Here is a 24,790-nt window from a genome sequence, read left to right as displayed (position 1 = left end):
TGCTGGTTGGCGATGTCGTCGACCTTCCAGCCGCCGTGTTCCCTGATCAGCGTTTACGGATTGATGTTGGCGGAACTGGACTTCGCGTTCGGCTGTGAACCCCGCAACGACGCCTGTCTGCCGTATGGAATGCTCACGCGGCATCCGGCCGGTGCGGCCTTGCCGTCAGTTCGATGCCCAGCGCTTTCATCACCGCGATCGTCGTCTTCAGGGTGGGGTTGCCGTTTTCGCTGAACGAGCGGTAGAGCTGCTCGCGCGAAAGCCCGGTCTGCGTGGCGATCTGGGTCATGCCCTTGGCGCGGGCAACGACGCCCAGCGCATGGGCGATATAGCCGGCATCCTCGGAGGCGAAGGCTTCCGCCATGAACGCCGCGATCGCCGCGTCGGAGGTCAGGCCCTCGGCCGGATCGAACTGTGTCAGTTTTTCCGCCATCTCATTCACTCTTGGCTTGGTGGCTCCCGGTGGTGGATCCTCGGGTCAGGCCCGAGGATGACGGAGGGGGAGAATGACGCGGGCAGTCCCCCGAGGCAAGCCCGGGGACGAGGACGACGGAGCCGGAGTTGGCCTTCTGCCGCTTCTTTGTCTTACCGTCCCGCCCCATCAAACAACGCACTCAGGCTCCACGGATACTCCCCCTGCTGGTTGGCGATATCGTCGACCTTCCAGCCGCCGTGTTCCCGGACCAGCGTGTAATACAGCGTCACCGGCTCGGAATTCTTGAACGTCACTTCCACCTCGGCCGTGTCGTCGATGACGATCGGCTGGCCGACCGCGACGCCGGTGGCTTGCCCGTCATTGCCTGAGATGACCGGGTCGAAATCGATGGTGCCGGCGTCGCCTTCGGCGGTGGTGTCGAGATCGGCCTGGAAGCGGGCGTTCAGCTGGTCGGAGAAGAAGGGGGAATAGAGCGAGGGGGCGTCCGCGTCGGTCTCGGCGGTGTCGTAGCGGTAGAGGGCCTGCAGCAGGGATTCTGGCGTCCTGAAGGTTTCGGCGGCGGCCGGGAGCGCGGCGAGGGCGGACAGCAGGAGGGCGAGGGCGGGCAGGCGCATGGGCACGGTCCTTTGCGGCGAGGTTAGCGAGGACTAACGGATCGCGGGCGGTCTGGCGATGGTGCATTTTTGGGGATGATCTGCTTCTTCTCCCCGGCGGGGAGACGTGCCGAGCGGATGCGAGGCGATGAGGGGGACTTTCCGCGATTTCGGAGCCGGCCGCCCCCTCATCCGGCGCTGCGCGCCACCTTCTCCCCGCCGGGGAGAAGAGGGAGCAAGCCGAAATTCGGAGGCGATCGTCCTGCCCCCTTGTGGGGAAATGGCCGAAGTGACGGGTTCGGAGTTTGAGGTGCCCCCCTCTGTCGGCTTTGCCGACATCTCCCCCACAAGGGGGGAGATCGGGTCCGTGGTTGTGGCGGTCACCCCACCCCGGCGCCGGGCGCCGACCCTCCCCCTCAAGGGGAGGGTGTTCCGTTGAGATGTTATTGGCCCGGCCGGCCCGTCTTGCCCTTGGTTCGCTTCTGGCGCTTGGCGTCGCCGGCATCCTCGTAGGAGCCGGCGCCGGATTTGGCGCGGATGAAGGGTTTGGGGTCACTCGAGTTTGCGGCGGGCTTACCCCCCTCTGTCGCCTTCGGCGACATCTCCCCCACAAGGGGGGAGATCGGCTTTTGGATATGCGGCTTTTCCGGCAGCTTGCCGCTGGTGTTGAGCGGCTTTTCGGTGCGGCCGACGGTCATTTCGTCGAGGGTGTTCTTGCGGAAGAGGTTGGTTTCCGGGCGGGCGGGGCGGGTCATGTCGGTGCCCGGGCCCATATTGTCGAGGTCGGGTTTGGCGAAGAGGGAAGCGCCGGGTTGATCTCCCCCCTTGTGGGGGAGATGGCCCGAAGGGTCAGAGGGGGGTATGGCGGCGGGCTCGGAGTTTGAGGTGGACTTACCCCCCTCTGTCCTGTCGGACATCTCCCCCACAGGGGGGGAGATCGACTCGCGGCTTGCCTTGCCGCTCTTCTTTCCACCGCCCTCCATCGCCCTCGCCTGGCTTCTTGCATTCCCGGTCGCGCCTTCGGCGCTCCTCGCCTCTTGCCGCGCCATCGGATCATCCATGACAGCCAGTTCGGCGGCCTTGAGGCGTTTGATTTCGTCGCGGAGCCGAGCGGCGGTTTCGAAGTCGAGGTCGGCGGCGGCGTTGCGCATCTGTTTTTCGAGCGCCTCGAGATGGGCGGCGAGGTTGTTGCCGACCATGTCGGTGAGGCCGCCCTTGACGCCCCGGATGCCGATATCGGCGCGGACATGGTCCTTCTCGTAGACCGAATCGAGGATGTCGGAAATGCGGGCCTTGACCGATTCCGGGGTGATGCCGTGGGCCTCGTTATAGGCCACCTGCTTTTCGCGGCGGCGGGAGGTTTCCTCCATGGCGCGCTTCATCGAGCCGGTGATCTGGTCGGCATAGAGGATGACCTTGCCGTCGACGTTACGCGCCGCACGGCCGATGGTCTGGACGAGGGACGTTTCCGAGCGCAGGAAACCTTCCTTGTCGGCATCGAGGATGGCGACGAAGCCGCATTCGGGGATGTCGAGGCCTTCGCGCAACAGGTTGATGCCGACGAGCACGTCGAAGGCGCCGAGACGCAGGTCGCGGATGATCTCGATGCGCTCCAGCGTGTCGATATCCGAGTGCATATACCGGACGCGAACCCCCTGCTCGTGCAGATATTCGGTGAGGTCCTCGGCCATGCGCTTGGTCAGCACGGTGACCAGCGTGCGGTAGCCGGCCAGCGCGGTCTCGCGGATTTCGCCCAAGACGTCGTCGACCTGGGTCTTGGCCGAGCGGACTTCCACCGGCGGATCGATCAGGCCTGTCGGGCGAATAACCTGTTCGGCGAAGACGCCGCCGGCCTGTTCCATCTCCCAGGCGGCCGGGGTGGCCGAGACGGCGATGGTGTCGGGGCGCATGGCGTCCCATTCCTCGAAGCGCAGCGGCCGGTTGTCCATGCAGGACGGCAGGCGGAAGCCGTATTCGGCCAGCGTCGCCTTGCGGCGGAAGTCGCCCCGGTACATGCCGCCGATCTGGCTGACGGAGACATGGCTTTCGTCGATGAACAAAAGGGCGTTGTCGGGGATGTATTCGAACAGGGTCGGCGGCGGCTCGCCGGGCTGGCGGCCGGTGAGGTAGCGCGAATAGTTCTCGATGCCGGCGCAGGAGCCGGTCGCCTCCAGCATCTCGATATCGTAGCGGGTGCGCTGCTCCAGCCGCTGGGCCTCGAGCAGGCGGCCGCCCTTTTCCAGCTCGGCAAGGCGCAGCTTCAGCTCCTCCTTGATCGACTTGATCGCCTGGTTAAGCGTCGGGCGCGGCGTCACATAGTGGGAATTGGCGTAGATCTTCACCGATTTCAGGTCGTCGGTCTTCTGGCCGGTGAGCGGATCGAACTCGGTGATGGCGTCGATCTCGTCGCCGAACATCGAAATGCGCCAGGCGGCATCCTCAAGGTGGGCGGGGAAGATCTCGATGGTGTCGCCGCGCACCCGGAACGAACCGCGCTGGAAATCCATGTCGCGGCGCTTGTATTGCTGGGCGACGAGATCGGCCAAGAGCTGGCGCTGGTCGAGCCGGTCGCCGACCGTCATCTGGAAGGTCATGGCGGTGTAGGTCTCGACCGAACCGATACCGTAGATGCAGGAGACCGAGGCGACGATGATGACGTCGTCGCGCTCGATCAGCGAGCGGGTGGCCGAGTGGCGCATGCGGTCGATCTGCTCGTTGATCGAGGATTCCTTCTCGATGAAGGTATCCGAGCGCGGCACATAGGCTTCCGGCTGGTAATAGTCGTAGTAGGAGACGAAATATTCGACGGCGTTGTCGGGGAAGAAGTTCTTGAACTCGGAATAGAGCTGGGCGGCCAGCGTCTTGTTCGGCGCCAGGATGACGGCGGGGCGTTGCGTCGCCTCGATCACCTTGGCCATGGTGAAGGTCTTGCCGGAGCCGGTGACGCCGAGCAGGACCTGGGTGCGGTCATGGTTCGACAGGCCCTCGACGAGGTCCTTGATGGCGGTCGGCTGGTCGCCGGCGGGCTCGAAATCGGAGACCATGCGGATGGCGATGCCGCCTTCGGATTTTTCCGGCCGGGCGGGCCGGTGCGGCGTCCACAGCTTGCCGTCCTTGAACAGCGGGTTGCCGCTCTCGATCAGGGCCGACAGGGCCTCGACGGTGGCGGTGACGGCGGAGGGGGCAAGCGCGTCCTCCAGCGCCGTGTCCATGCCGGCAACGGGGTTCAATCCGGCGGCTGCACGGGCCTTCGGGTCGGAGGTGCCGCCCATCGACGTGCCGCGGGCGCTTCTGCTCGCTCCCACACCCTCGTTGGCTTTATCGTTTTTGGCCTTTTGCGCCGCGATCTCGACCTTCTTGCGGTGTTTCCCGGCCTTCGACGCGACGTCGTGGCGGGTCTCGATCGTCTCGGCCTCGGCCATGCGCTGCAGCTCGTTGGCCCAGTCGGCGACGTTCGATGACAGGGGTGCGCCTTCGAAGGAGGCCTGCGGGGCTTCCTCGAAGCCGCCAAGGTCGGGGCGGGGGGATTTTTTCGGAGCTTTCGACATGCGGCGAATATGGAGAGAGTCCGGCGGAATGTGAAGGGGGCCGTGAGTACAAAAAGGCAACGGCCGGCAGGCTGCTGCCAGTTTTTGACATGGGCGGCAGGGCCTGTCGCTTGCTCCCATCAACCCAGCACGGCGTTTCTGCCTCCGTGAAAATGTGCGAATATACAACGAGGATCACTCGTCATTCAGATGTCTACCGCAACGGAAGAGAGTTCCGACGATTTTTGAGGAATAATATATGGCCACGGCATTCGATGAAGCGACTGTCATGCCGGATGCGGCGGCGCTGGAGACCGTGCGGCAGGCGATCGGCGAGTATAACGCGGCGCGGCCGGCGCTTGAGCTGGCGATGCAGCGGCGGGTCACGGTAGTGATGGGGATCTATGCCGTCGTCGCCATCGTGGTTTTCGTCCAGCTGGTCAGCAGGATCGGCATGGGAGAGGGGCTGGGGGTGGTGATCGCCGTGCTGTTCGGGATCGGGTGGGGGCTTTTCAATTTCTGCATGAAGCCGGTGAGGGATTTTCAGCAGAATCTGCGCGACCGCATGCTGCCGCTGATCTTCGGTTTCATCGACGATATGCGCTACAGCAAAGGTCTCGTTCCGCGCTTCATGGAGAAGTTCCCGAAGCAGGCGCTGTTGAAATACGGGCTGGCGGAGCATGATGACGCGATTTCAGGTCATCATGACAGTCTGCGCTTCATGCTCTCCGAGACGGAACTTTCGACGGGTGGCAAGAACAAAACCGTGCTGTTCGACGGCGTGATTTTTCACTTCTATCTTGAGCAGCCGTTTCCCGGCATCCTTGCCGCGACCAAGCGGCCGACCGGAATGCAGAAATTCGCCCAGGAACTGTTCGGGACGGGAAACCTGCGCATCATCGACAGCGGTGACGCGGAGATCGACGCGACGCATGAGTTCCGCACCGACAATACGGCGGCCGCACGGCCGCTGATCGAGGGGCCGCTGGTGAAGGCGCTCGACTATCTCTCGAGCGTCTGGCGCGACGACGTCGTGCGCATCGCCTTGTCCGGCCATGAATGTTTTCTGCTGGTGCCAACCAAGAAGAATTTCTTCGAACTGCCTGACATCGCCCATGACATCAATGTCGACTGGCACGTCTTTCCGATGATCCGCGATCTGGTGACGCTGCTGGTCACGGCGCGCCTTGTCAGCAGGATCGCGCAGCAGCCCGCCCAGGCGCCGACGGAGACGGGGGATACGGGTACCGTTTGATCTAGGGGTGGTGGCAGCCAGGACTTGAACACACCTCCGGAAACGATCATCTTCCGACGATGGAAACGGTCGCTTATTTCGCTTACACGCTTATATTTTGGGCTGCCAATCTGCACATCGGGTTCAGAAAACGATGGGTGCTTGCAATACCTGTTTGGTGTGCAGCGGTCGCGATCACTGTCGCTTTCGGCTGGTACATTCCTAGGAATGCGGCGACATTTGGCTTTGGCGCGCTCCTGATCGTCGAGGGCTATTCTTGGACGATCAAACGAAGATCGTAGGATTGGTGGGCGCGGTGGGAAATTTATTGCCGACTCGTGAGGCAACTTGCTCCTGGGTCGTAGAATAAATGCGGATGAAGTTGGAAACGATTTTGAAAAGCAGGAATAAGTGGGGGCTGATCGGGTTAACGTTGGGCGGCATCTGGACTGTATCGACATGCTTTTTTTGTGTTGGCGATGTGACCTACTACGATTGGGATGCCGCCACATCTGAGATGATCGGCATGAACATAGGGGCGCTTTTGGGCGTGCCGCTGATATTCGGAGCAATCGGTTTTTTGGCGGGGTTATCTTACGACATATTCAGGCGGCAGACTCGATAGATGGTGGGGCGCGGTGTACCGCTACGAACCTGCCGTAGTTCGTGTGGCTATCGCCGCTCATCCTATACGCTGCCCATTCGGCACTGACGTCGGTGCGGTAATCCCGATCTGGGATCTGCTCAACTCCATAAAACTCACGGCCAACAGCGTAGGACAACACATGGACGCATTAGCATTCAAAACGGCCCTAGAACAGGCAACACCCAATTTGGACGCACTTTTCAAGATCGGACTCAGTCAGAAGGAAGCCATGGATATTATTGCAGGTTTCGAGATGCGCGAGAGGCTGGGGCAAGTGAACTCAAGACTTCCCGATACTGTGCTTCGCGACCTTTTCGCGCAATATGACGCAAGCAACGTAGAATTGGGCATGGTGCGCCTCTGCGAAGTGCCCGAAGAAGTAGCCTGTGGTTGGATGATCGGTAAAGTCGAGACGGATTACCTGTTTCTAGACACTCTGTCGGGAGAGATTGAGGTCAAAGACAGGGCTGATGTTGCCAACGCGATCTGGAAATGCGCGCAGGATGGCGCCTGTTTGCTTGCAGCGCTCGCCAACGCAGCGAAGTACCTTAGTGCGTGTATTTTGGAAGATCAATCGGGATCGCACTTTCAACAACAAACACTGCGTCGATGCACGACGTTAGCTGGTGGCGCTCCCTATGTCGACTTCTACAGAATGTTACTGGGCTTGGCGTAGCAACGTCTTGCCGGCCGGATGCCCAAGACGCGAGATTAACAGCGTTGATGAGGGCGCGCGGGGTCGAGTATTTGGGACTCGACTCTCAATCGGCCATTTGCTTCTTTGGCTTGTTGGACGTCAGTACAAATAGGCGGGATGGCATGTCTACCGAAGCGTTTGATTTGAACGAACTGGCTCGAAAACTTTCAAAAGATCAACGCTATTCCCGGCAAGCTCGCATCATAGAAGAATTTTCGAGCGCCTGCTCAATTTTGCAGGACCTGAAAGTAGCATTTCAATCGCTAATGTCTCTGGTTGAGATACAGGGCGACGACTTTTCTAGGCAAGAATTCAGTCAGTCCCTGATGATGCACGCTGTCATAAGCTATTGTCGCGGTTTGGTTTCACGTACCAACAATCGGCGAACAATTGATGTCGTCGGAAAGGCATACAGCAAAGAGCAGAAAGTGATGCATATGGCAATCGCCGACCTAAGGAGCACGGCGCTGGCCCATTACAATAAGCCTTTAGGGCTTTACGCTGCGGAGTGGCTTGATGACCGAGCAGTTGTGATAAGGCGTGAGGGCGCTTTCGAGGTACCAAAGGACGTTGTTGTTCGGAAGAATTATACGAAAATTGCTGTAGAAGCGCTGGCCGATCTCTTAGAAACTGCCCTTCAATATATCGGTAACGAGCGTGACCGAAGGTCTGAGGAGGCATGGAAAGTGCTGAAAGACATGGAGGGCGATGTCCACTTCAGTAAATTACTGTCGGAGTGCAGGTTTCACCCTGACGAATATTTTTCGTCGAATTTAGCTTCTGAAGCTTTTTGGCTCCCCGGAGATTTTGAGTCAGAGACACATATGCCGCGGCCCGGACTTCGAGCACCAGAACGCGCCTCAGAGTGAATCTACACGATTGCAAGGAGACGGTCAGGACATCGACAAAAACAGGTTGGCGATCACTGGTCCAAGCATCGCCCCCAAGAAATCCTGACCGGATTGCCCAGGATGGGTGTTGTCAGTGGAGCTGTATGCGTCGCCAACTTTATAGGCTGCCGTTGCGTCCAGATCATAGAAACGAACCCGGGTTGGATCCGATGCGGCCGCATAGCCGGCGGCGATAGCATTAGTGCAGGCATTGCCGCTGGTCGTGTCGTAGAAAGGTCCGATCCCGACAATTCGCACCTTCGGCAAATTCGTCAGCAGTTCATTCACCCGTGCCGTCACTTCGGCCGTCAACGCCGCCGCAGTCATCGAGCCGAATTGGAACATGTCGTTGAAGCCGTCCGCGATGACCAGCATGTCCGGCGCCAAGGCGATGATGCCGGGAGTATCGACGGGGAACAGCGTGTTCTTCAGGAAGCCTCGGCCGCTGAATCCGTACTGGACGAAGCGTTCTTCCAGCCCGAGCATATAGGCCGCCTGGCGCGACCAGTTGCCTCCCTCGTAACCGTTGAAAAAGCCCTGCGTGAGACTGTCGCCAGCGATCAGCAGCTTCGCCATTTCCGTATTCTCTGCCCAGGGCAAGACACTGACGCCGCCGTCGACGTTGATGCCACCGAACCGAACGCCGAAGCCAAGGATCATTTCGACCCTGCGTAGCTGCTTGGTCGTATGCAGCTTTCCGAAGGCGGTCGTGAACGTTGCCCCCGTCCCAGATCCGGTCGTGCCGCCCTGCGTCGTCGTGGCCGGCGCAACGCTGTAGACGCCAGCGCGATGAATGGCAGCGCCCGTGATAACGCCTGCATTGACGCTCGTGACCCGTATCTGCGCAGCTGTCGTAAACGTGCCGCCTGCCTGGGTGATGACGTCGCCAACCGCATGACCCGTACCGCCAGAGAGGATCGCCGGGTTTACCAGCGCAAGCGTCTGCACGTCATCGCCGAAGTCGTTCAGGACAAAATGCTCGGTGTCGTCGTTGAGCCCAGGGTGTTCTTCGGAAAACAAAGCCTTGGAAACCAGTTTGCCGTCACAAAGCATCGTGATCGAGCCCTGCCCGAGATAGGACCGGATCCGATAGTCGAACCGGGTTCCGTCGAACATGAAGCGATAGCGAGCGCCGCTGCGAGTGCCGAGCTTGTAGGCGCTTTGGAATGCCCGCTCTCATGGAAGCCCATGGCGTGGTGAAAATGAGCTGTACGATCTTGGCGCGGGCAATATTCGAACAGCGTTCAAGCGCTGCAGATTCCATCTTGAAGCATTGCGAATTGGCGGTACATGCTGTGCGTCTTTCCACACCGCGTCTCAAGGATTCGCCATGCCATTCTCGCTCAATTCGGCCGCCGTGCTGCCGATCCTGCTGCTTGTTCTCTCCAACGTCTTCATGACCTTCGCCTGGTACGGGCATCTGAAATACACGTCGTCGCCGCTCTACATGGCCGTCATCGCCAGCTGGGGCATTGCATTCTTCGAATATTGCCTCGCCGTTCCCGCCAACAGGATCGGCCATGAGGTCTATTCGGCGGCGCAGCTGAAGACCATGCAGGAGGTGATCACGCTTCTGGTCTTTGCCGGCTTCTCGGTGTTCTGGCTGAAGGAATCCCTGACCTGGAACCACGCCATCGGCTTCTGCCTGATCGCCGGCGGGGCCGCCTTCGTGTTCAAAGGTTAAATTTGCGTAATAATTGCGTTAATCCGCAGAATTGACACAAGCGCCCTGTACCGGTCCAAACAGATATTCGAGGGCCAAGCTTTATGAGTCTGACGTTTTCCACCACGGCGGCATTGCGGTTCGGTACGGGTTTCAGGCCCGGGCAGACCCCGCCAGAGAGCGTCGAGGAAATGCTGGCGCAACTGGACGCCGGCCGGCGCGAGGCCCTTGTTTTTCCGGATGGCGGCCTTGCCGCCGGCAGAGAGCGGATTTCCGACACCGTTTCGGAGCTTGCCGAACTCAAGCTGGCCGGCAAGGACATGGATGCGGTGACCAGACGCGTCTATCGCGTGCGCTATCTCACCGGGCTCAACAATCTGCTGGCGAAGGACGAGCATGCCCGTTTCATGCAGGCCGTGCTTTCGCCCAACGGCTTCAATGAACGGCTCGCTGCCTTCTGGGTCAATCACTTCAGCGTCAGCACCCGCAAGGAAGATTTCATGCGGCTGGTGGTGCCGGTCTACGAGGCGGAGGCAATCCGGCCGTATATGGCCGGGCGGTTCGCCGACCTGGTCAAGACCGCGGTGCTGCATCCGGCCATGCTGATCTATCTCGACCAGGTGAAATCCTTCGGCCCGACATCGCCGCAGGGCATCAAGCGCAAGGCGGGGCTCAACGAAAATCTCGGCCGCGAGCTGCTGGAGCTGCATACGCTCGGGGCCGGCAGCGGCTACACCCAGACCGATGTCCGCAATGCGGCCTATGTGCTGACCGGCATGACCGTCGACCGCAACACCTATCGCGCCCGTTATGCGGTCAACATGGCCGAACCGGGATCGCGGAGCGTGTTCGGCAAATCCTACGGTGGCAGCGCGCGCGGGCAGGGCGATATCGCTGCCATGATCGAGGATCTCGCCGCGACGCCGGAGACGCGCAACCACATCTGCCGCAAGATTGCCCATCATTTTCTGTCGGACACGCCGCCGCCCGAAGTGGTGGAGGCGATGACGACGGCCTGGCAGCGCAATGACGGCGATCTCACCGCTGTCTACACGGCGATGCTTCGCCATCCCCGTAGCTGGGATAACGAGGGCCAGAAGGCCAAGCTGCCGTTCGACTATATCGTTTCGGGACTGCGCGCGCTCTCGGCGGAGGAGAACGACATGCGCGATCTCGGCTTCGCCCCGGTCAAAACCACGATGGCCGATCAGGCCATCGACGGCGAGAGCATGATGCCGGCCATGACGAAAGCCCGCGATATCGACAGCAAGCCGCTGGATCCCGCAACCCGCAAGCTGCGTCCCAATCCGCTGACGGTGCAGGCCGTGGCGCGGCTTGGCCAGCCGCTCTGGCGGCCGCAAAGCCCGGCCGGGTTCGACGACGGTTTTTCAGCCTGGATCGCCGGCGGGCCCTTGGCGGACCGGATTGCCTGGGCACGGCTCGCGGCCGCCAAGCTTGGCGGCAACCGCGATCCGAGGGACTTCCTGCAGGAGACGCTGCGCGACGCGGCGCGCCAGGACACGATCGACATCGTATCGAAGGCACCGAACCGGCAGATGGGGCTTGCGCTTGCGCTGGCGTCGCCCGAATTCAACAGAAGGTAGATCGCAGATGGGCATGGACGACAAGATGGCGCTCAGCCGCCGCGCCTTTCTGACATCGGCCTGCTGCGTCGCCGCAGCACCGCTGATGACATCGATGACGCTGGCCGCCGCACCCGGCGACAAGCGGCTCGTGACGATCATCCTGCGCGGTGCCATGGACGGGCTGCATCTCGTCCAGCCCTATGCGGACACGGCCTTCAAGCTCTATCGGCCGACGCTGGCGGCAACGCCGGACAACGGCCTGATCGACCTCGACGGCTTCTACGGGCTGAATGCCTACGCCAGGGATTTGCTGCCGCTCTGGAAGCGCGGTGAGCTGTCGTTCGTCCAGTCGGTTTCGACGCCCTATCGCGACGCGCGCAGCCATTTCGACGGGCAGGACGTGCTGGAAAATGGCGGCGTCAACGTCGGCGAGGAAAAAACCGGCTGGCTGAACCGGGCGCTGTCCACCATTCCATCCGTGCATTCGCGCAAGGCGATCGACGTCAACACCTCGGCGGAACTGGTGCTCAGCGGCGACAACGACGTCGAGGTCTGGTCGCCGCGCACCGATCTGGCGATGAAGAGCGACGAGAAGAGCTTCTTCGAGCGGCTCTATCGCAACGATCCGCAGTTCGCCCGGGCGATGGCCGATGCGGCCGTCACGGATTTTTCCGCCGACGAGCTCTATGCCGACGACAAGCGCGGCGCCAAGGCCGTCGATGTGGCACGTCTGGCGGCCGGCATGCTAATGCAGGACTACCGGATCGCCAGTTTCTCGATCACCGGATGGGACACGCATGCCGGGCAGAACGCGGCGTTCAAGGCGCCGGCCGCCGAGCTGACCACGGCGATCCTGACCATCCGCGACACGCTGTCGCCTGCCGTCTGGAAGGACACCATCGTCGTCGCCATCACCGAATTCGGCCGCACCGTGCGCGAAAACGGCTCGTTCGGCACCGACCACGGCACCGGCGGACTGGCTGTCATCGCCGGCGGCGGCATCGACGGCGGCAAGGTCATCGGCAAATGGCCGGGGCTTAGCGAGGCAAACCTGCTCAACGGCCGCGACCTGATGCCGACCGGAGACGTGCGCGAACTGGCGGCGGCGATGCTCTACCGCCAGTTCGACATCTCGCCGGACAGCCTGACGAATTCGATCTTTCCGGGGTTGGATTTCGACCGGTCGTCGGTTTATCTCAGGTCGGTTTGACGGTTCAGCCTGCTTTTTCGCCGAACAACGTGTCGAGGATCTGTCCCTCCAGCCGCGCCAATTCCGGCGAGCCGTGGCGGCGGGGGCGTTCCAGCGGGATGTCGAGATCGAGCGCGATCCTGCCGTGATCGATGACGATGACGCGGTCGGCCAGTGCCACGGCTTCCGCGACGTCGTGGGTGACCAGCACGGCGGTGAACGTCTGCTGCAGCCAGATGCGTTCGAGCAGCTGTTGCATCTCGATGCGGGTCAGCGCATCGAGCGCGCCGAGCGGCTCGTCGAGGGCGAGGATATAGGGGTGGGCGACGAGGGCACGGGCGAGGGCGACGCGCTGGCGCTGGCCGCCTGACAGAACGGAAGGCCATTCCTCGGCACGATCGGCAAGGCCGACTTCGTTGAGGATGGCGAGCGATTTTTCGCGGGCTTCCGCCCCCTTGGCGATGCCGGTCAGGCCGACCTCGACATTTTTGGCTATCTTTGCCCAGGGCAGAAGACGGGGTTCCTGGAACATGATGCGGGTGCGGTTTTCGCCGGCCGTACCCTTGTTGACCGTCAGCGTGCCGGATGTCGGCTTGTCGAGGCCGGTCAGCAGCCGCAGCAGCGTGCTCTTGCCGCAGCCGCTCTTGCCGATGACGGCGATGAACTGGCCGGCCGGCACATCGAGATCGATGTTGTCGAGCACCGTCTTGTCGCCGAACTTGCGGCTGATGCCGCGAAACGAGAAGGCGTTTTCCCTTGTGTCGCGCGCGCGGGGCTGCGGTGCGGCGTAGGGGAACCACTGGCCGGGCGACGTCTCGCGCAACGCACGGGCTTCGGCCGTTTCCCTTGTCGCGTTGACGGGAGCCTCGGACTTCGGATTGAGGGCGATGACGGACATTTCGGCGCTCCGTGTTTCGGTTTGCTTTCGCTCGGCGGTCAGGCGGTCTGGAAGGCCGGATGCCATTGGAGCGTGAGCCGTTCCAGCAGCCGGGCAAAGCTGTCGGCGAGCTTGCCGAGCAGGGCGTAGATCAGGATCGACAGCACGACGACGTCGATCAACAGGAATTCGCGTGCCTGCATGGCCATGTAGCCGAGGCCGGAGGAGGCGGCGATGGTTTCGGCGACGATCAGCGTCAGCCACATGATGCCAAGCGCATAGCGCAGGCCGACGAAGATGGCGGGCAGGGCGCCGGGCAGGATGACGCGGAAGAACAGGGTGGTGCGCGACATGCCGTAGACGCGGCCCATCTCGACCAGCTGCGGATCGACGCTCTGGATGCCGAGCAGGGTGTTGACGTAGATCGGGAAGAACACGCCGAGCGCCACGAGGAAGAGCTTTGCCTCCTCGTCGATGCCGAACCAGAGGATGACCAGCGGGATCAGCGCCAGATGCGGGATGTTGCGGACCATCTGCAAGGTCGTGTCGGTCAAATTGCGCGACAGGCCGGAGAGGCCGTTGGCGAGGCCGAAGATCAGCCCGATCGAGCCGCCGATGACGAAGCCGGACAGGGCGCGGGCGGTGCTGACGCCGATGTTGCGGACGAGTTCGCCGGACAAAAGCAACCGCCAGAAGGCTTCGGCGACAGCCGAGGGCGCCGCCATGACATTCGGCGAGATCAGCCCTGTGCGGGCGGCGATTTCCCAGGCAAGCACGATGAGGGCGGGCAGCAGCCAGCCGGTGCCGTTTCGCAGGATCGATTGAACGGTGGATTTCATGATCTAACCTTCGTTCGACCATTTCCGCTTTTCTTCGAAACGCGAAAACGCTCTAGCTCTCTGTTTTACGCAATTCCGGACGCAAAACCGCGGTACACTTTTGCTGGAATTACTCTTCGCGTGCCGGCCCGGATCGACCGGCACGCTGCCGCATTTCCTGGGAGGAAATCAGTTTGATGGGGGCGTCCAGACGGCGTCGGAAACGTTGATCTGCCTGGGGATGAGGCCGAGCTTGAAGAAACGGTCGGCGGTCTGCTGCTGGCTGGCGACGATTTCCGGGGTGATCGGCTCGATGCCGAACTTGGTGCGGTTGGCGGCGATCGTCTGGGCTTCGAGCGGCACGCCGGTGACCTCGTGCAGGGCTTCCGCCACCTTGTCGCGGTTGGCATCGGCCCAAGCGGCGGCTTCCTTCAGGGCCGATATGGCCGTGTTGACCGTTTCCGGATGGTCCTTGGCAAAATCGCGGTTGGCGAGGAAGTAGGTCTTGACGTTGAGCGTCTCGGCCGACGTGGTCAGGATGCGCGGCTTGTAGCGGGTTTCGGCGATGGCGAAGAAGGGATCCCAGACGGCCCAGGCGTCGATCTTGTCGCTGGCGAATGCGGCTGCCGCATCGGCGGGGCTCAGATAGACCGGGGTGACGTCCTTGAAGTCGATGCCGGCCTTTTCAAGCGCTGCGACGACGAGGTTATGGGCGCTGGTGCCCTTGCCGACGCCGATCTTCTTGCCCTTGAGGTCGGCCAGCGACTGGACCGGCGATTCCGGCTTGACGAAGATCGCCTCGCCGGCGCCGTTGGAGGGAAGGGCGGCGACATAGGTGATGGCGGAACCGGCTGCCTGGCCGAAGATCGGCGGCGCATCGCCGGTCCAGCCGACATCGATCGAGCCGACATTCAACGCCTCGACCAGCGGCGGGCCGGCGGTGAACTCGACCCAGGAGACGGTGATGCCCTTCGGCTCCAGCGCCTTCTCGATGATCTGCTGCTGGCGGGCGATGACCGGCAGGCCGGTCTTCTGATAGCCGATCTTGAATTCGGTCAGTTCGGCAGCGGTCACTCCGGTGGCAGAAAGGCCGGAAGCGGCGAACAGGCCGGCGGCCAGAAGGCCGGCGCCGAAGATGCGTCTCGTCAATGTGAGCATCGATCCCTCTTGTGGTTGGCGGCAGCGCCCAAATCGAGGCGCTTCCCGCTGTCGGGATCATGCTAGTTAAATCCATGGAGATTATAGAGTTTATTTATTGTGTGGATTTGGCGCGCAGGGAAACGCTTTTTCGCGATGGGCAGGTAATCGGCCGGATTTTTTCCGTTGCTCAGTCCAGCAAGTCGAAGGCGCGGAAAATCCAGACGACCTGGTAGGTAAGGCCGGCGATCAGGAAGACCGCGTGGAAACGCCGGTTGGCGGTGAGGGCGGCGGCGATGCAGAGCGCGATATAGGTTGCGTTTCGCAGTGGGTATTCCAGACCGAAGGACATGAAATAGTCCTTGCCCTTGACGGCTGTGTCAACGAGATCGACGGCATAGGCGAGCGCCAGGAAGCCGAAGAACCACGCGCGGCGGGACATGAAATAATGCTCGTAGCCGCTATAGTCCTCCATCGATGTGGGAAACAGCAGGACGCAGAGGAAGAAGAAGATGCAGCAATAGGAGATGACGAAGAGATAGACGCTGAAATCGATCACCGGCACCGCATGCAGCCGGTATTCCCACCACCAGAAATAGATCAGGAACAGGAACATGAAGAGTACCCAGCCGAGATGCAGCCAGTAGATCCTGGTCTTGCCGGGATGCTGGACGAACAGCGCCAGACCGGTCAGCAGGCGGGCCATCGAGAGGCTGATAACCATGCCCATGACGACGCGGATATGGGAGAAAAGCTGCGGATCGACGGGCTGTTCCACGACTTGGGGCCTCGTTGGATGTCAGGCCTCTGGTGGCACGGGTTTCGGATGGCCGGCCTCGTCCAGCGCCACCATGACGAAGAGGGCATCTGTGACCTTGTCCATGCGGTCGGACAAGTAGCGCTGCGCCCAGACCTCGACCTTCAGCGTCATCGAGGTGCGGCCGACCTTGACGACATCGGTATAGATGCAGAGCGTATCGCCGATCTTGACCGGCATTTCGAAGGCCATTTCCTTGACGGCGGCGGTGACGACGCGGCCGCGGGCCCGCTCGGCGGCGCGGATGCCGCAGGACAGATCCATCTGCGCCATGACCCAGCCGCCGAAGATATCGCCGGCGGCATTGGCGTCGGCCGGCATTGCCAGCGTGCGCAAGGTGAGGTCGCCGTTCGGTTTGGCCATCGTCCGTCGTCTCCGTTTGCTTGGATGTAACCCAAGGCGGCGGGATCAGAAAGACCCTTGCAGAAATATCCACCGGGTCAGCCTATCCGCTGTGCCTGGCGGTCAGGGGCAGGATTTCCGAACGGCGGCGATGGCCTTCGACGATCCGGCGAGGGTGAATTCATCTGGACCATATTGGCCATCGGCGCTGCCGGCCCTGATGCTGCCGGCGGTTTTCAGCAGTTCGACGACGCGATCGGATATGGCGGGATAGGCGGCAAGTGCCCCGTCGTCCGCTTCGTAGTCCATGGAAAGCGAGATCGTTTCTCCCGATGCCGTCCAGTTGACCTTGAAGCTGCTGTTGGGTTCGGGTTCCTGTTCCCTGAACGGCAGGTAGCGGAGAGAGAGCTTGTCCGTTCCGCCACACATGATTTCCAGTTCGCTCTGTTTTCCAGCCGGGCCGGTGCAGATGGATGCCATCGTCTGGCCGGTGCCGGTGTCACCGGTACTCCATCGATTGCAGGATTGTTCCGCGTGCACGGGAGTGAGGAAAATGGGGGTCAGCAATGCAACAGCGCAGATTCTGCGGTTCATGACAGCTCCTGATATTGGTTCGTGCTCGGACTATGTGTCTTATGGTTGAGTTTTAACGGACGGTAAAACAAAGCTTATCAATTTTAGCAGTCCTTTGTTAGGAAGTTCGAAAATTCCTGTCGGTATCGTGCGGTGACAAAAATCTGAGGGGATTGGGCCGTATGAAACATTTCCGCATTTCCGTGCGCCTTTACGCGCTGGTGGGGCTGGCGATTCTGACCATGGCCGCCGTCATGACGCTTGGCCTGTTCCAGGAGCAGGACAAGCTCGTGGCGCAGCGCAAGGCCATGCTCGAGGCCATGAACGAAAACGCGATTTCGGTCTTCGATACCTACTACAAGCAGGAGCAGGCCGGCACACTCTCCCAGAAGGACGCGCAGGCGCGCTCCATCGAAGCCATCAAGGCCATGCGCTATCAGGGCAGCGGCTATTTCTGGATCAATGACATGAAGCAGGTCATCGTCATGCATCCGATCAAGCCGGCGCTCGACGGCACCGACCAGACCGAAAACAAGGACCCCAACGGCAAGCGCATCTTCGTGGAATTCGTCAAGAAGGTCGAAGCGGAAGGCAAGGGTTTCGTTGATTATTACTGGCCTAAGCCGGGCGCCGAGGAGCCGGTGCTGAAATATTCGCATGTCGCCGGTTTCAAGCCCTGGGGCTGGGTCGTTGGCACAGGCGTCTACGCCGATGACCTTGCGGCAATGTTCCGCGAGGGCCTGATCCAGGTTGCCGTGATCTGTGGCATTGCAGCGCTGATCATTCTGCTCGCCGCCTTCTCCATCGTTCGCAGCGTTGTTGCTCCTATCGAGCGGCTGAAGACCTCGATGCGGGCGATCGCCGACGAGGATGTATCGGCCGAGGTTCCCGAAACCGACCGCAAGGACGAGATCGGCCAGATGGCCGGTGTTCTGGTGGTGCTGCGTGACTCGGTGAAGGAACGCATCGGCTTGAGAGCGCGCGAGGCCGAACAGCAGAACAGGCTGGACGACGAGCGCCGCAGCAACGAACACCGTCTGCAGTCGGACGCACAGGTACAGGCCGACGCGATGTCGACCATCGGCGGCGCGCTGGAAAAGCTGGCAAGCGGCGACCTGACGGCGGAAATCGTCCGGATCGCACCGGAATATTCCAAGCTGCGCGACGATTTCAACACGGCCGTGACGGCGCTTCGTGGCGTCATCCAGTCGATCGCCCAGTCGACCGAGGTGGTCTATGAGAGCGCCGGCGATATTTCGGAAGCCGCCAACAACCTGTCGCGCCGTACCGAACAGCAGGCCGCAGCCCTCGAAGAGACGGCGGCGGCTCTGGACGAGATCACCTCGACGGTCAAGAGCGCCTCGGACCGCGCCGCCGAGGCCCGCGAGATGGTCAACGAGACCAAGGGCAGCGCTGCCAAGTCCGGCGACATCGTCCGCAACGCGATTGCCGCCATGAGCCGGATCGAGGGGTCTTCGACCAAGATCAGCCAGATCATCAGCGTCATCGACGAGATCGCCTTCCAGACCAACCTTCTGGCGCTCAACGCCGGCGTCGAGGCGGCGCGGGCAGGGGACGCCGGGCGCGGCTTTGCTGTCGTTGCGCAGGAAGTGCGTGAGCTGGCGCAGCGCTCGGCAGGGGCTGCCAAAGAGATCAAGGAACTGATCCGCAACTCCGCCACCGAAGTCGAGACCGGCGTGACGCTGGTGCGCTCGACCGGCGATGCCCTGATGGAAATCGAGGGGCTGGTCAACCGGGTCAACGAGCATGTGGCCTCGATCGCCACGGCTGCTCGCGAGCAGGCAACCGGGCTCGCCGAGGTCAATACGGCCGTCAACAGCATGGACCAGATGACCCAGCAGAACGCCGCGATGGTCGAGGAGACGACGGCGGCCAGCCAGACGCTGGCACAGGAAAGCCGCGAGCTGAAAAGCCTGCTGCAGACCTTCCGTCTTTCTGACGACAGCCGCCAGGCCGCCTACGGCCGCGCCGCCTGACTGATCCAAAAGACCGAAATGCCGATTGCCCGCGTCTGAAAAGGACGCGGGCTTTTTCTCTTCGTGCGTTTGACAGTAGCCGCTCAGGTTTACACTTCCTGGATTGTTGTGGAGCGGGGATTTTGCAAAGGTATTCCCCGGTGTTGGATGGGGATTCGGATGTTCTGGTGGCGAGGTTTCGTAGCAACATCGATGTTTGTTGCCGGGACGGTGTTCTGCGCATCAAGCGCGCAAGGTTCGGACTGTGCTGTCGAGGCATGGCGACATTATCCGCGGATAGAGTTGCAGAGAAATCGAGCCATGCCGATTTATCTTCTGGGCTTGCGTCTAAATACACCAACCGAGGAAGAGGCGGTGAAGGCCCGTGCCTCACTGGCTGATATTCTTGCGGCTTTTGCGCCGACCGAGCGTCCGATCCTGATGTTGACGGCGGTCGATCGATGGACCGACGGCCCGGAAGGCATGCGGAACTTCTTCTTTCTCGACAAAGGTGTTTTCCTGGGGGAAGTCATCAAGACCCTGGAGACGGCCGGACTTGAGGCGCATGCCGCGTTGTTTCGAGAGGGGCGAGCGCTCCTTGATTGGGACCACAGCGCGCCAGGCGAAAACCACTCCCCTTTGTCCAATGGAAACGGCGATATCGTCGATCCGGTCGTTGGAGCAAGGCTGGATGACCTCTCCAGACGCTACAATGCGTTGCCCAGCCTCATCGAGGTGGCAGCCCAGCGGCTCAGCGATTCGACCGAGCTTAGTTCAATGTACGAGTCGCTCAGATCGGAAGCTTCGGACGATCTGAAATTGGAATTTCTGGCAAGCGGTCTGATGAACTGCCTTGCATCCCCCGAGCGGCCGACGAACTTGCTCCATTCTCTTGCTGAACTGCCACCCGCCTATACCCGGCTTATTGCAATCTACCTCTTTGTCGCGGAATTGGAGAACGGCTCGATGCACCAGTTCTTTTACAACGACAGCGGCGCGTTGGCCCCAGACATAGTCGAGGTGCTGAAGAGTATGGGACTGGTTGTGCAAGCGAATGCAGTGCAAAGCGGCATAGATGGGTTTCCTGTACCCTATCCACGTGATCTGAAGACGCGGCGCGAATTCATGGGTCTACAAAACAGTGAGTTTGATGAAACGCTATCTGGGCTTTCAGACATGATCGATTATGGCGCCCTGCGTGATGCATGGTTGAAAGACGCACGCCAGACGGGCATTTTGCCGTTGTGATTTTTACGTATACTTGCTCGCGCGGCGCGAGTAGCGCAGCTTGACCCCGCCTGATTTGTGGCCAGAATGGCGCGGTGATTCAAAGTGTTACAGCGTCCGTTCGCGCCGGTTTCGACGCGCGGCGTTCCAATTGGGGGGAGGACTGCGAATGATGCCGTTTCAACGCGTTATGATCCGTATTGCCGCGCTGGTGGCGCTGTCGCTGGGCGCTCTGACGGCGTGCACCGTCGTCGTCGACGAACCCGGCGGACGCCCCCGACCCCGCCCGGAACCGTCCAGGCCGCAGATGTGCACCATGCAGTACGACCCGGTCTGCGCCCGCCGCGGTGACGACCGGCAGACATTTTCCAATGCCTGCCAGGCGCAGGTGGATGGATACCGCGTCATCGGCCGCGGCGAATGCCGTCCGGAGCGGCCCGATTTCGGCGGCGACCGCCCGCAGGTCTGCACCCGCGAATATGCCCCGGTCTGCGCCCGCCAGGGACGGCGCCAGCAGACGTTTGCGAACGGCTGCATGGCCGAGGCTCAAGGGTTCCGCGTGATCGGCCGTGGCGAATGCAGCCGTGCGGACGAAAGGCCTGTTGACGACAGCGACATGCGTCCGCCGCGCGATCCGGATCGCCGGCCGCAAGCCTGCACCCGCGAATTCGCGCCGGTCTGCGCCCGCCAGGGACGCCGGGAACAGACCTTCCCGAATGCCTGCACCGCGCAAGCCCAGGGTTTTCGCGTGATCGGCAACGGCGATTGCCGTTAAGGTAGAGCCTATATTTCGCCGATCGGGCCGCCCCATCTTTGGGGGCGGTTCACGCGTGAGGATAATGACTGGAGCCGGTCGATGGTGCTGCGCATCGTTTCATTGAACGCCTGGGGCGGGCGGATCCATGCGCCGCTGATGCGGTATCTCGTGGAGGTGGATGCGGATGTGATCTGCCTTCAGGAGGTGGTGCGCACGCCGGCTGCCCAATCGGATTGGCTGGTCTACCGCGATCATGGTGTGGAACTGCCGCAGCGCGCCAACCTGTTCGACGAGATCCGCGCTGCACTTCCGTCTCATGACGCCTTCTTCTGCCCGACGGCACGAGGCACGCTGTTTGACGGCGACGCGGAAATTGCCTCCGAATTCGGACTGGCGACCTTCGTGCGCAGTTCGCTTGCCGTCATCGGTCAGGCCGGCGATTTCATCCATGGCGAATTTTCGCCGGATGGCTGGGGACCGCATCCGCGGGCGCGCAACGCCCATTGCCTGCGGCTGTTCAGCTACGAGGATGGCTTTCCGGTCACCATCGTCCAGATGCATGGCCTTCGCGATCTGGCGGGCAAAGGCGACACGCCGGCGCGTGACAGACAGACGGACGCGCTGATCGAGATTATCCTGAACCTCTGGCCCGGCAACGAGCGGCTGGTGGTTTGCGGCGATTTCAACGTCTTGCCGGAAAGCGGCATGTTCGGCGCGCTCGCCGATCTGGGGCTGTCCGATCTGGTGGTTTCGCGCGGGCATACGGATACGCGGACATCCTATTACGAAAAGGCCGGGCGTTTCGCCGACTACATGCTGGTGACGCCGGATGTGGAGGTCGTCACCTTCGACGCGGTGGCGCAGCCGGAAGTGTCCGATCACCGGGCGCTGCTGCTGGAGATGCGGTAGGATCGGCAACAAGGATACCGCCCGGTGTGGCGGAATTGCGAGAGTGCCAAGAGGGGGAACTACCGCGGATGCAAATCGATGTAACCACGATCGGGTTTACCCAAAGCACCGCGGCGGATTTTTTTGGCCGTATCCGGCAGGCCGGCGTGAAGCGGGTCGTCGATATCCGGCTTCACAATACCTCGCAGCTTGCCGGCTTCGCCAAGGCGTCAGACCTGCCGTATTTCCTGAAACAGCTTTGCGGCGCCGATTATATGCATCAGCCGCTGCTGGCGCCGACGGAGGATATGCTGACGTCCTTCAAGAAGGAGAAGGGCGACTGGAACACGCTGCGTCACCGGTTCATGAGCCTGATGGCCGAGCGGCAGATCGAGGCACGGCTTGAAGCTTCCGCGTTTGCCGGGAGTTGCCTGCTCTGTTCGGAAGCGCAGCCGCATCAATGTCACCGTCAGCTTGTCTGCGAGTATCTCAACGGGAAATGGGGCGGCAGGCTCGCCGTCCGGCATCTCTGAGACGCCGTTTCGCGGCGCTGCGGACGGCACGGCCGATAACCGGTAACGGCATCGAAAGCCTTCGTTTACCCTGTTTGCATAAAATCCCCTTCAGTCACGGTCTTTTCGCAGCCGCGCCCGCCTTTGGACACAGGTGGTCCGCAGGTTTTGCGCCGGGACAGGGCGGATATGGATGGTGCGTTTCGATGCATCGTCACCGGTAGAGGCGGCAATTGAGTATGGCGTATGTTTCCCTTTTCCGTCGGCCGGCGATGGTCTTCGTGCTGTCGCTTTCGCTGGCCGCCTGCTCGACGGATGATCTGAGCCCGCCGGCCCGCATCGATTCCTCCGCACGGGTGAGCGCCATCGAACCGGCGCGCGACCACCGGCGCATCGCACGGGAAAACGCCTATCCGTCGACGGAGACGCCGGTCGGCACATTTTCCGAAAATTCCGACGATGCCGTTCCGGTCGATCCGCGCATGCAGGCAGAGCGCCTGCCGATGATCGACAGCGAGCCTGAAAGCACCATGCAGCAACCGCTGGCGGTTGCCAGCGCGCAGCCGATGACGGTGCCTCCCGAGGGTGTCAACATGGATGCGATGCTGGGCGTCGAGACCGCCTCGACACCTGTTGTCGGCCTTGCCGAGGAGCAGAACCGCGATATCGCCAGGGGCAATGAGATTGCCGAGGGCAATGCCAGCCAGCCGGTGGTTGGCGGCATCGGCGGCGACAGCGTGCAGCAGCTCGGGGGACCGCAGGAGATGCCGGCGGCCGCCGAAGTCGATCCCGGCTACGATCCGGACCTGCCGCCGCTGAGCGCCGAAAAGCGTGCCGCCGAGGAGGCGCGCAAGGCCCAGTTTCTCGATCAGCAGCAGCGGGTGATGCTGCGCAGGCAACAGGCAGAAGAAGAGCAGCAGGTGGCTTTCCTGCCGCGTGCCGACAATCCCCTGTCCGAATCCGAGCCCGATTTCACCGGGCAGATGCCTGCGTCCGAGGTCGCCTGCCGCCAGCGGCTGAAGAAACTCAGGGTGGAGTTCACCGATATTCCGCGCATCTCCAACGGCAAGGCCTGCGGCATCGACTATCCGATCGAACTGACGGGCCTTTCCGGCGGCATCGACATCAAACCATCCGTCAAGCTCAACTGCGAGGTGACGGAAGCCTTCGCCAAATGGGTGAAGAACGAGCTCGCCCCATCGGCGCGCTACCGCTATCTCTCCGGCATCAAGACGATCAAGCCGCTCGGCGGCTATTCCTGCCGGACGATGAATTCGCGGCGCGGCAACCCGATGTCGGAGCATGCCCATGGCAACGCCATCGACGTCGGCAAGTTCGTGCTGAATTCCGGCAAGGAGATCGACGTGCGCAAGCCCGGCTTCTTCGCCTTCCGCGAAAAGGGCCTGTTGAAGGCGGTGCGCAGCGACAGCTGCAAGTATTTCAATACGGTGCTCGGTCCCGGCAGCGATCCGCACCACAAGGATCATTTCCATTTCGATCTGAGGGCGCGCAAATCGGGGTACAGGCATTGCGACTGATCCAACGACCGTCACACGCGGAGTTGCTGTCTCAGTCGTCGCGGAATTCTGTCGCCAGGCCACCGCGAAAATCGGTATGGCGGCGTTGCGCGGCGCAACAGAAGGGATTCGCGATGGAGACCAAGCAATATCTGGGCGGTTGCCTTTGCGGAAACATCCGGTTCCGCGCGACGGGCAAACCGGGTAATCCACATGCGTGCTCCTGCACGAACTGCCAGCGGCATTCAGGGGCACCGACGTTATGCTGGGTGGAGTTTCCAAGGCAGTCCGTCGAATGGATCGGCGAGGGGGGAATGCCCGCGCTCTATCGATCGTCGAACGCTTCCAGCCGCTCCTTCTGCCCGCATTGCGGCAGCACGTTGGGCGCCGTCGACGACGATCCCGTCATTGCGCTGGTGACCGGCAGTTTCGATGCGCGGGACGGAGCGGAACTGCGCCCGGTCTCGCATTCATTCGAGGATTCCTGCCCCGGCTGGTGGAAAATTCCGGCCGCGGTTTAACTTTCCCGACGACTCTTATCTCGACATTCAATCCTGAAATCAAATACCTCTAGGCAATCGAGACGTATCGACGGAGGTTTCAAATGGAACCCAAAAAACGCGTAGCTACGGGAATATTCCTCATTGCTTTGGGAGCCGCAATTCTTGTTGGTCTTGTTTTTGTCGGAGATTTCCTGACCAAAATTTGCCCCCCGTTCGCGTGATCCTGTTGATGATCCGCGGTTGGCGATCGACCGCTCCTGAAACAGCAAGCAGCCCAAAAAAATGGCCGGTCAAAACCGGCCTAAAGCGAACCTTACCGAAGGGGGGACTGCGGGCGGGTTCTTGCAAATCAAACGAGCGTCGTTTGTGTTCCACGACGCGAAAA

General features: G+C 61.6%; 24 protein-coding genes. 14 read left to right on the top strand and 10 right to left on the bottom strand.

All coding sequences use genetic code 11. The annotated features are described in order from the left end of the window. Positions 1-133: 133 nt before the first annotated feature. The 3 genes from J2Z75_RS03150 to uvrB form a co-directional block, all read right to left on the bottom strand. Entirely contained in the window at positions 134-433 is a 300-nt protein-coding gene (locus tag J2Z75_RS03150; RefSeq protein ID WP_209847619.1) for an addiction module antidote protein, read from the bottom strand. Between the two features lie 152 nt (positions 434-585). After that, complete coding sequence (locus J2Z75_RS03145; protein ID WP_209847616.1) at positions 586-1,050, bottom strand: DUF3828 domain-containing protein; 465 nt, start codon at positions 1,048-1,050, stop codon at positions 586-588. 422 nt (positions 1,051-1,472) lie between these two features. Then, positions 1,473-4,577 (bottom strand): excinuclease ABC subunit UvrB, encoded by a 3,105-nt coding sequence (gene uvrB, locus J2Z75_RS03140; RefSeq protein WP_209847613.1) that lies wholly within the window; start codon positions 4,575-4,577, stop codon positions 1,473-1,475. A gap of 238 nt (positions 4,578-4,815) precedes the next feature. Between uvrB and J2Z75_RS03135 the strand changes: the two genes are divergently transcribed. The 4 genes from J2Z75_RS03135 to J2Z75_RS03120 all read left to right on the top strand — a co-directional run bounded on the left by J2Z75_RS03135 (position 4,816) and on the right by J2Z75_RS03120 (position 8,002). Continuing rightward, positions 4,816-5,811, top strand: a complete 996-nt coding sequence (locus tag J2Z75_RS03135; protein WP_209847610.1) for a DUF3137 domain-containing protein — start codon at positions 4,816-4,818, stop codon at positions 5,809-5,811. A gap of 355 nt (positions 5,812-6,166) precedes the next feature. Then, positions 6,167-6,415: a hypothetical protein gene (locus tag J2Z75_RS03130; protein ID WP_209847608.1), complete on the top strand. Its 249-nt coding sequence runs from the start codon at positions 6,167-6,169 to the stop codon at positions 6,413-6,415. 160 nt (positions 6,416-6,575) lie between these two features. After that, entirely contained in the window at positions 6,576-7,112 is a 537-nt protein-coding gene (locus J2Z75_RS03125) for a hypothetical protein (RefSeq protein ID WP_209847604.1), read from the top strand. A gap of 143 nt (positions 7,113-7,255) precedes the next feature. Next, positions 7,256-8,002, top strand: coding sequence for a hypothetical protein (locus tag J2Z75_RS03120; RefSeq protein ID WP_209847601.1), 747 nt, complete (start codon positions 7,256-7,258; stop codon positions 8,000-8,002). Between the two features lie 24 nt (positions 8,003-8,026). Here J2Z75_RS03120 and J2Z75_RS03115 read toward each other — a convergent pair whose 3' ends face one another. Continuing rightward, complete coding sequence (locus J2Z75_RS03115; RefSeq protein ID WP_209847598.1) at positions 8,027-9,139, bottom strand: SGNH/GDSL hydrolase family protein; 1,113 nt, start codon at positions 9,137-9,139, stop codon at positions 8,027-8,029. Between the two features lie 214 nt (positions 9,140-9,353). Here J2Z75_RS03115 and J2Z75_RS03110 point away from each other — a divergent pair, with 214 nt between their 5' ends. From J2Z75_RS03110 to J2Z75_RS03100, 3 genes are all read left to right on the top strand, one after another. Beyond that, the gene (locus J2Z75_RS03110; RefSeq protein ID WP_209847595.1) at positions 9,354-9,707 is read left to right on the top strand and encodes a DMT family protein; all 354 of its coding nucleotides are present in this window, start codon (positions 9,354-9,356) and stop codon (positions 9,705-9,707) included. An 83-nt stretch (positions 9,708-9,790) separates the two neighbouring features. Next, on the top strand, positions 9,791-11,290 hold the full coding sequence (locus J2Z75_RS03105) for a DUF1800 domain-containing protein (protein WP_209847593.1): 1,500 nt from the start codon (positions 9,791-9,793) through the stop codon (positions 11,288-11,290). Positions 11,291-11,297: 7 nt separating this feature from the next. After that, a complete protein-coding gene (locus J2Z75_RS03100) occupies positions 11,298-12,482 on the top strand; it encodes a DUF1501 domain-containing protein (RefSeq protein WP_209847590.1) in 1,185 nt (394 codons plus the stop codon). A gap of 4 nt (positions 12,483-12,486) precedes the next feature. Here the strand turns inward: J2Z75_RS03100 and J2Z75_RS03095 are convergent, their stop codons facing one another. From J2Z75_RS03095 to J2Z75_RS03070, 6 genes are all read right to left on the bottom strand, one after another. Beyond that, complete coding sequence (locus J2Z75_RS03095) at positions 12,487-13,359, bottom strand: ATP-binding cassette domain-containing protein (protein ID WP_209847587.1); 873 nt, start codon at positions 13,357-13,359, stop codon at positions 12,487-12,489. 38 nt (positions 13,360-13,397) lie between these two features. Next, a complete protein-coding gene (locus J2Z75_RS03090) occupies positions 13,398-14,177 on the bottom strand; it encodes an ABC transporter permease subunit (RefSeq protein WP_209847584.1) in 780 nt (259 codons plus the stop codon). Positions 14,178-14,345: 168 nt separating this feature from the next. Further along, the gene (locus J2Z75_RS03085) at positions 14,346-15,314 is read right to left on the bottom strand and encodes an aliphatic sulfonate ABC transporter substrate-binding protein (protein WP_209847581.1); all 969 of its coding nucleotides are present in this window, start codon (positions 15,312-15,314) and stop codon (positions 14,346-14,348) included. A gap of 169 nt (positions 15,315-15,483) precedes the next feature. Continuing rightward, a complete protein-coding gene (locus J2Z75_RS03080; protein ID WP_234937156.1) occupies positions 15,484-16,017 on the bottom strand; it encodes a hypothetical protein in 534 nt (177 codons plus the stop codon). A gap of 75 nt (positions 16,018-16,092) precedes the next feature. Further along, the gene (locus tag J2Z75_RS03075; RefSeq protein WP_162743767.1) at positions 16,093-16,473 is read right to left on the bottom strand and encodes an acyl-CoA thioesterase; all 381 of its coding nucleotides are present in this window, start codon (positions 16,471-16,473) and stop codon (positions 16,093-16,095) included. A gap of 102 nt (positions 16,474-16,575) precedes the next feature. Then, positions 16,576-17,046 carry a hypothetical protein gene (locus tag J2Z75_RS03070; RefSeq protein WP_209847563.1) on the bottom strand — a complete coding sequence of 157 codons (471 nt, stop codon included), beginning with the start codon at positions 17,044-17,046 and terminating at the stop codon, positions 16,576-16,578. A gap of 161 nt (positions 17,047-17,207) precedes the next feature. On the opposite strand from J2Z75_RS03070, the gene J2Z75_RS03065 reads away from it, so the two are divergent. The 7 genes from J2Z75_RS03065 (at position 17,208) to J2Z75_RS03035 (ending at position 24,423) form a co-directional block, all read left to right on the top strand. Next, on the top strand, positions 17,208-19,022 hold the full coding sequence (locus J2Z75_RS03065) for a methyl-accepting chemotaxis protein (protein WP_209847561.1): 1,815 nt from the start codon (positions 17,208-17,210) through the stop codon (positions 19,020-19,022). A gap of 300 nt (positions 19,023-19,322) precedes the next feature. After that, positions 19,323-20,249, top strand: coding sequence for a DMP19 family protein (locus tag J2Z75_RS03060; RefSeq protein WP_209847558.1), 927 nt, complete (start codon positions 19,323-19,325; stop codon positions 20,247-20,249). Between the two features lie 148 nt (positions 20,250-20,397). After that, positions 20,398-21,003 carry a Kazal-type serine protease inhibitor domain-containing protein gene (locus J2Z75_RS03055; RefSeq protein WP_209847555.1) on the top strand — a complete coding sequence of 202 codons (606 nt, stop codon included), beginning with the start codon at positions 20,398-20,400 and terminating at the stop codon, positions 21,001-21,003. 81 nt (positions 21,004-21,084) lie between these two features. Then, positions 21,085-21,894 (top strand): endonuclease/exonuclease/phosphatase family protein, encoded by an 810-nt coding sequence (locus J2Z75_RS03050; RefSeq protein ID WP_209847552.1) that lies wholly within the window; start codon positions 21,085-21,087, stop codon positions 21,892-21,894. A gap of 68 nt (positions 21,895-21,962) precedes the next feature. Further along, on the top strand, positions 21,963-22,406 hold the full coding sequence (locus J2Z75_RS03045) for a DUF488 domain-containing protein (RefSeq protein ID WP_209847549.1): 444 nt from the start codon (positions 21,963-21,965) through the stop codon (positions 22,404-22,406). A gap of 218 nt (positions 22,407-22,624) precedes the next feature. Then, entirely contained in the window at positions 22,625-23,923 is a 1,299-nt protein-coding gene (locus J2Z75_RS03040; protein ID WP_209847546.1) for an extensin-like domain-containing protein, read from the top strand. Positions 23,924-24,036: 113 nt separating this feature from the next. Continuing rightward, complete coding sequence (locus J2Z75_RS03035) at positions 24,037-24,423, top strand: GFA family protein (protein ID WP_209847544.1); 387 nt, start codon at positions 24,037-24,039, stop codon at positions 24,421-24,423. The last annotated feature ends 367 nt before the right edge of the window (positions 24,424-24,790 follow it).

The organism is Rhizobium herbae, assembly GCF_017873135.1.
Lineage (GTDB): Bacteria > Pseudomonadota > Alphaproteobacteria > Rhizobiales > Rhizobiaceae > Pararhizobium > Pararhizobium herbae.
The sequence above is the reverse complement of the archived record's forward strand: the minus strand, read 5'-3'. Positions and strand labels throughout refer to the sequence as shown.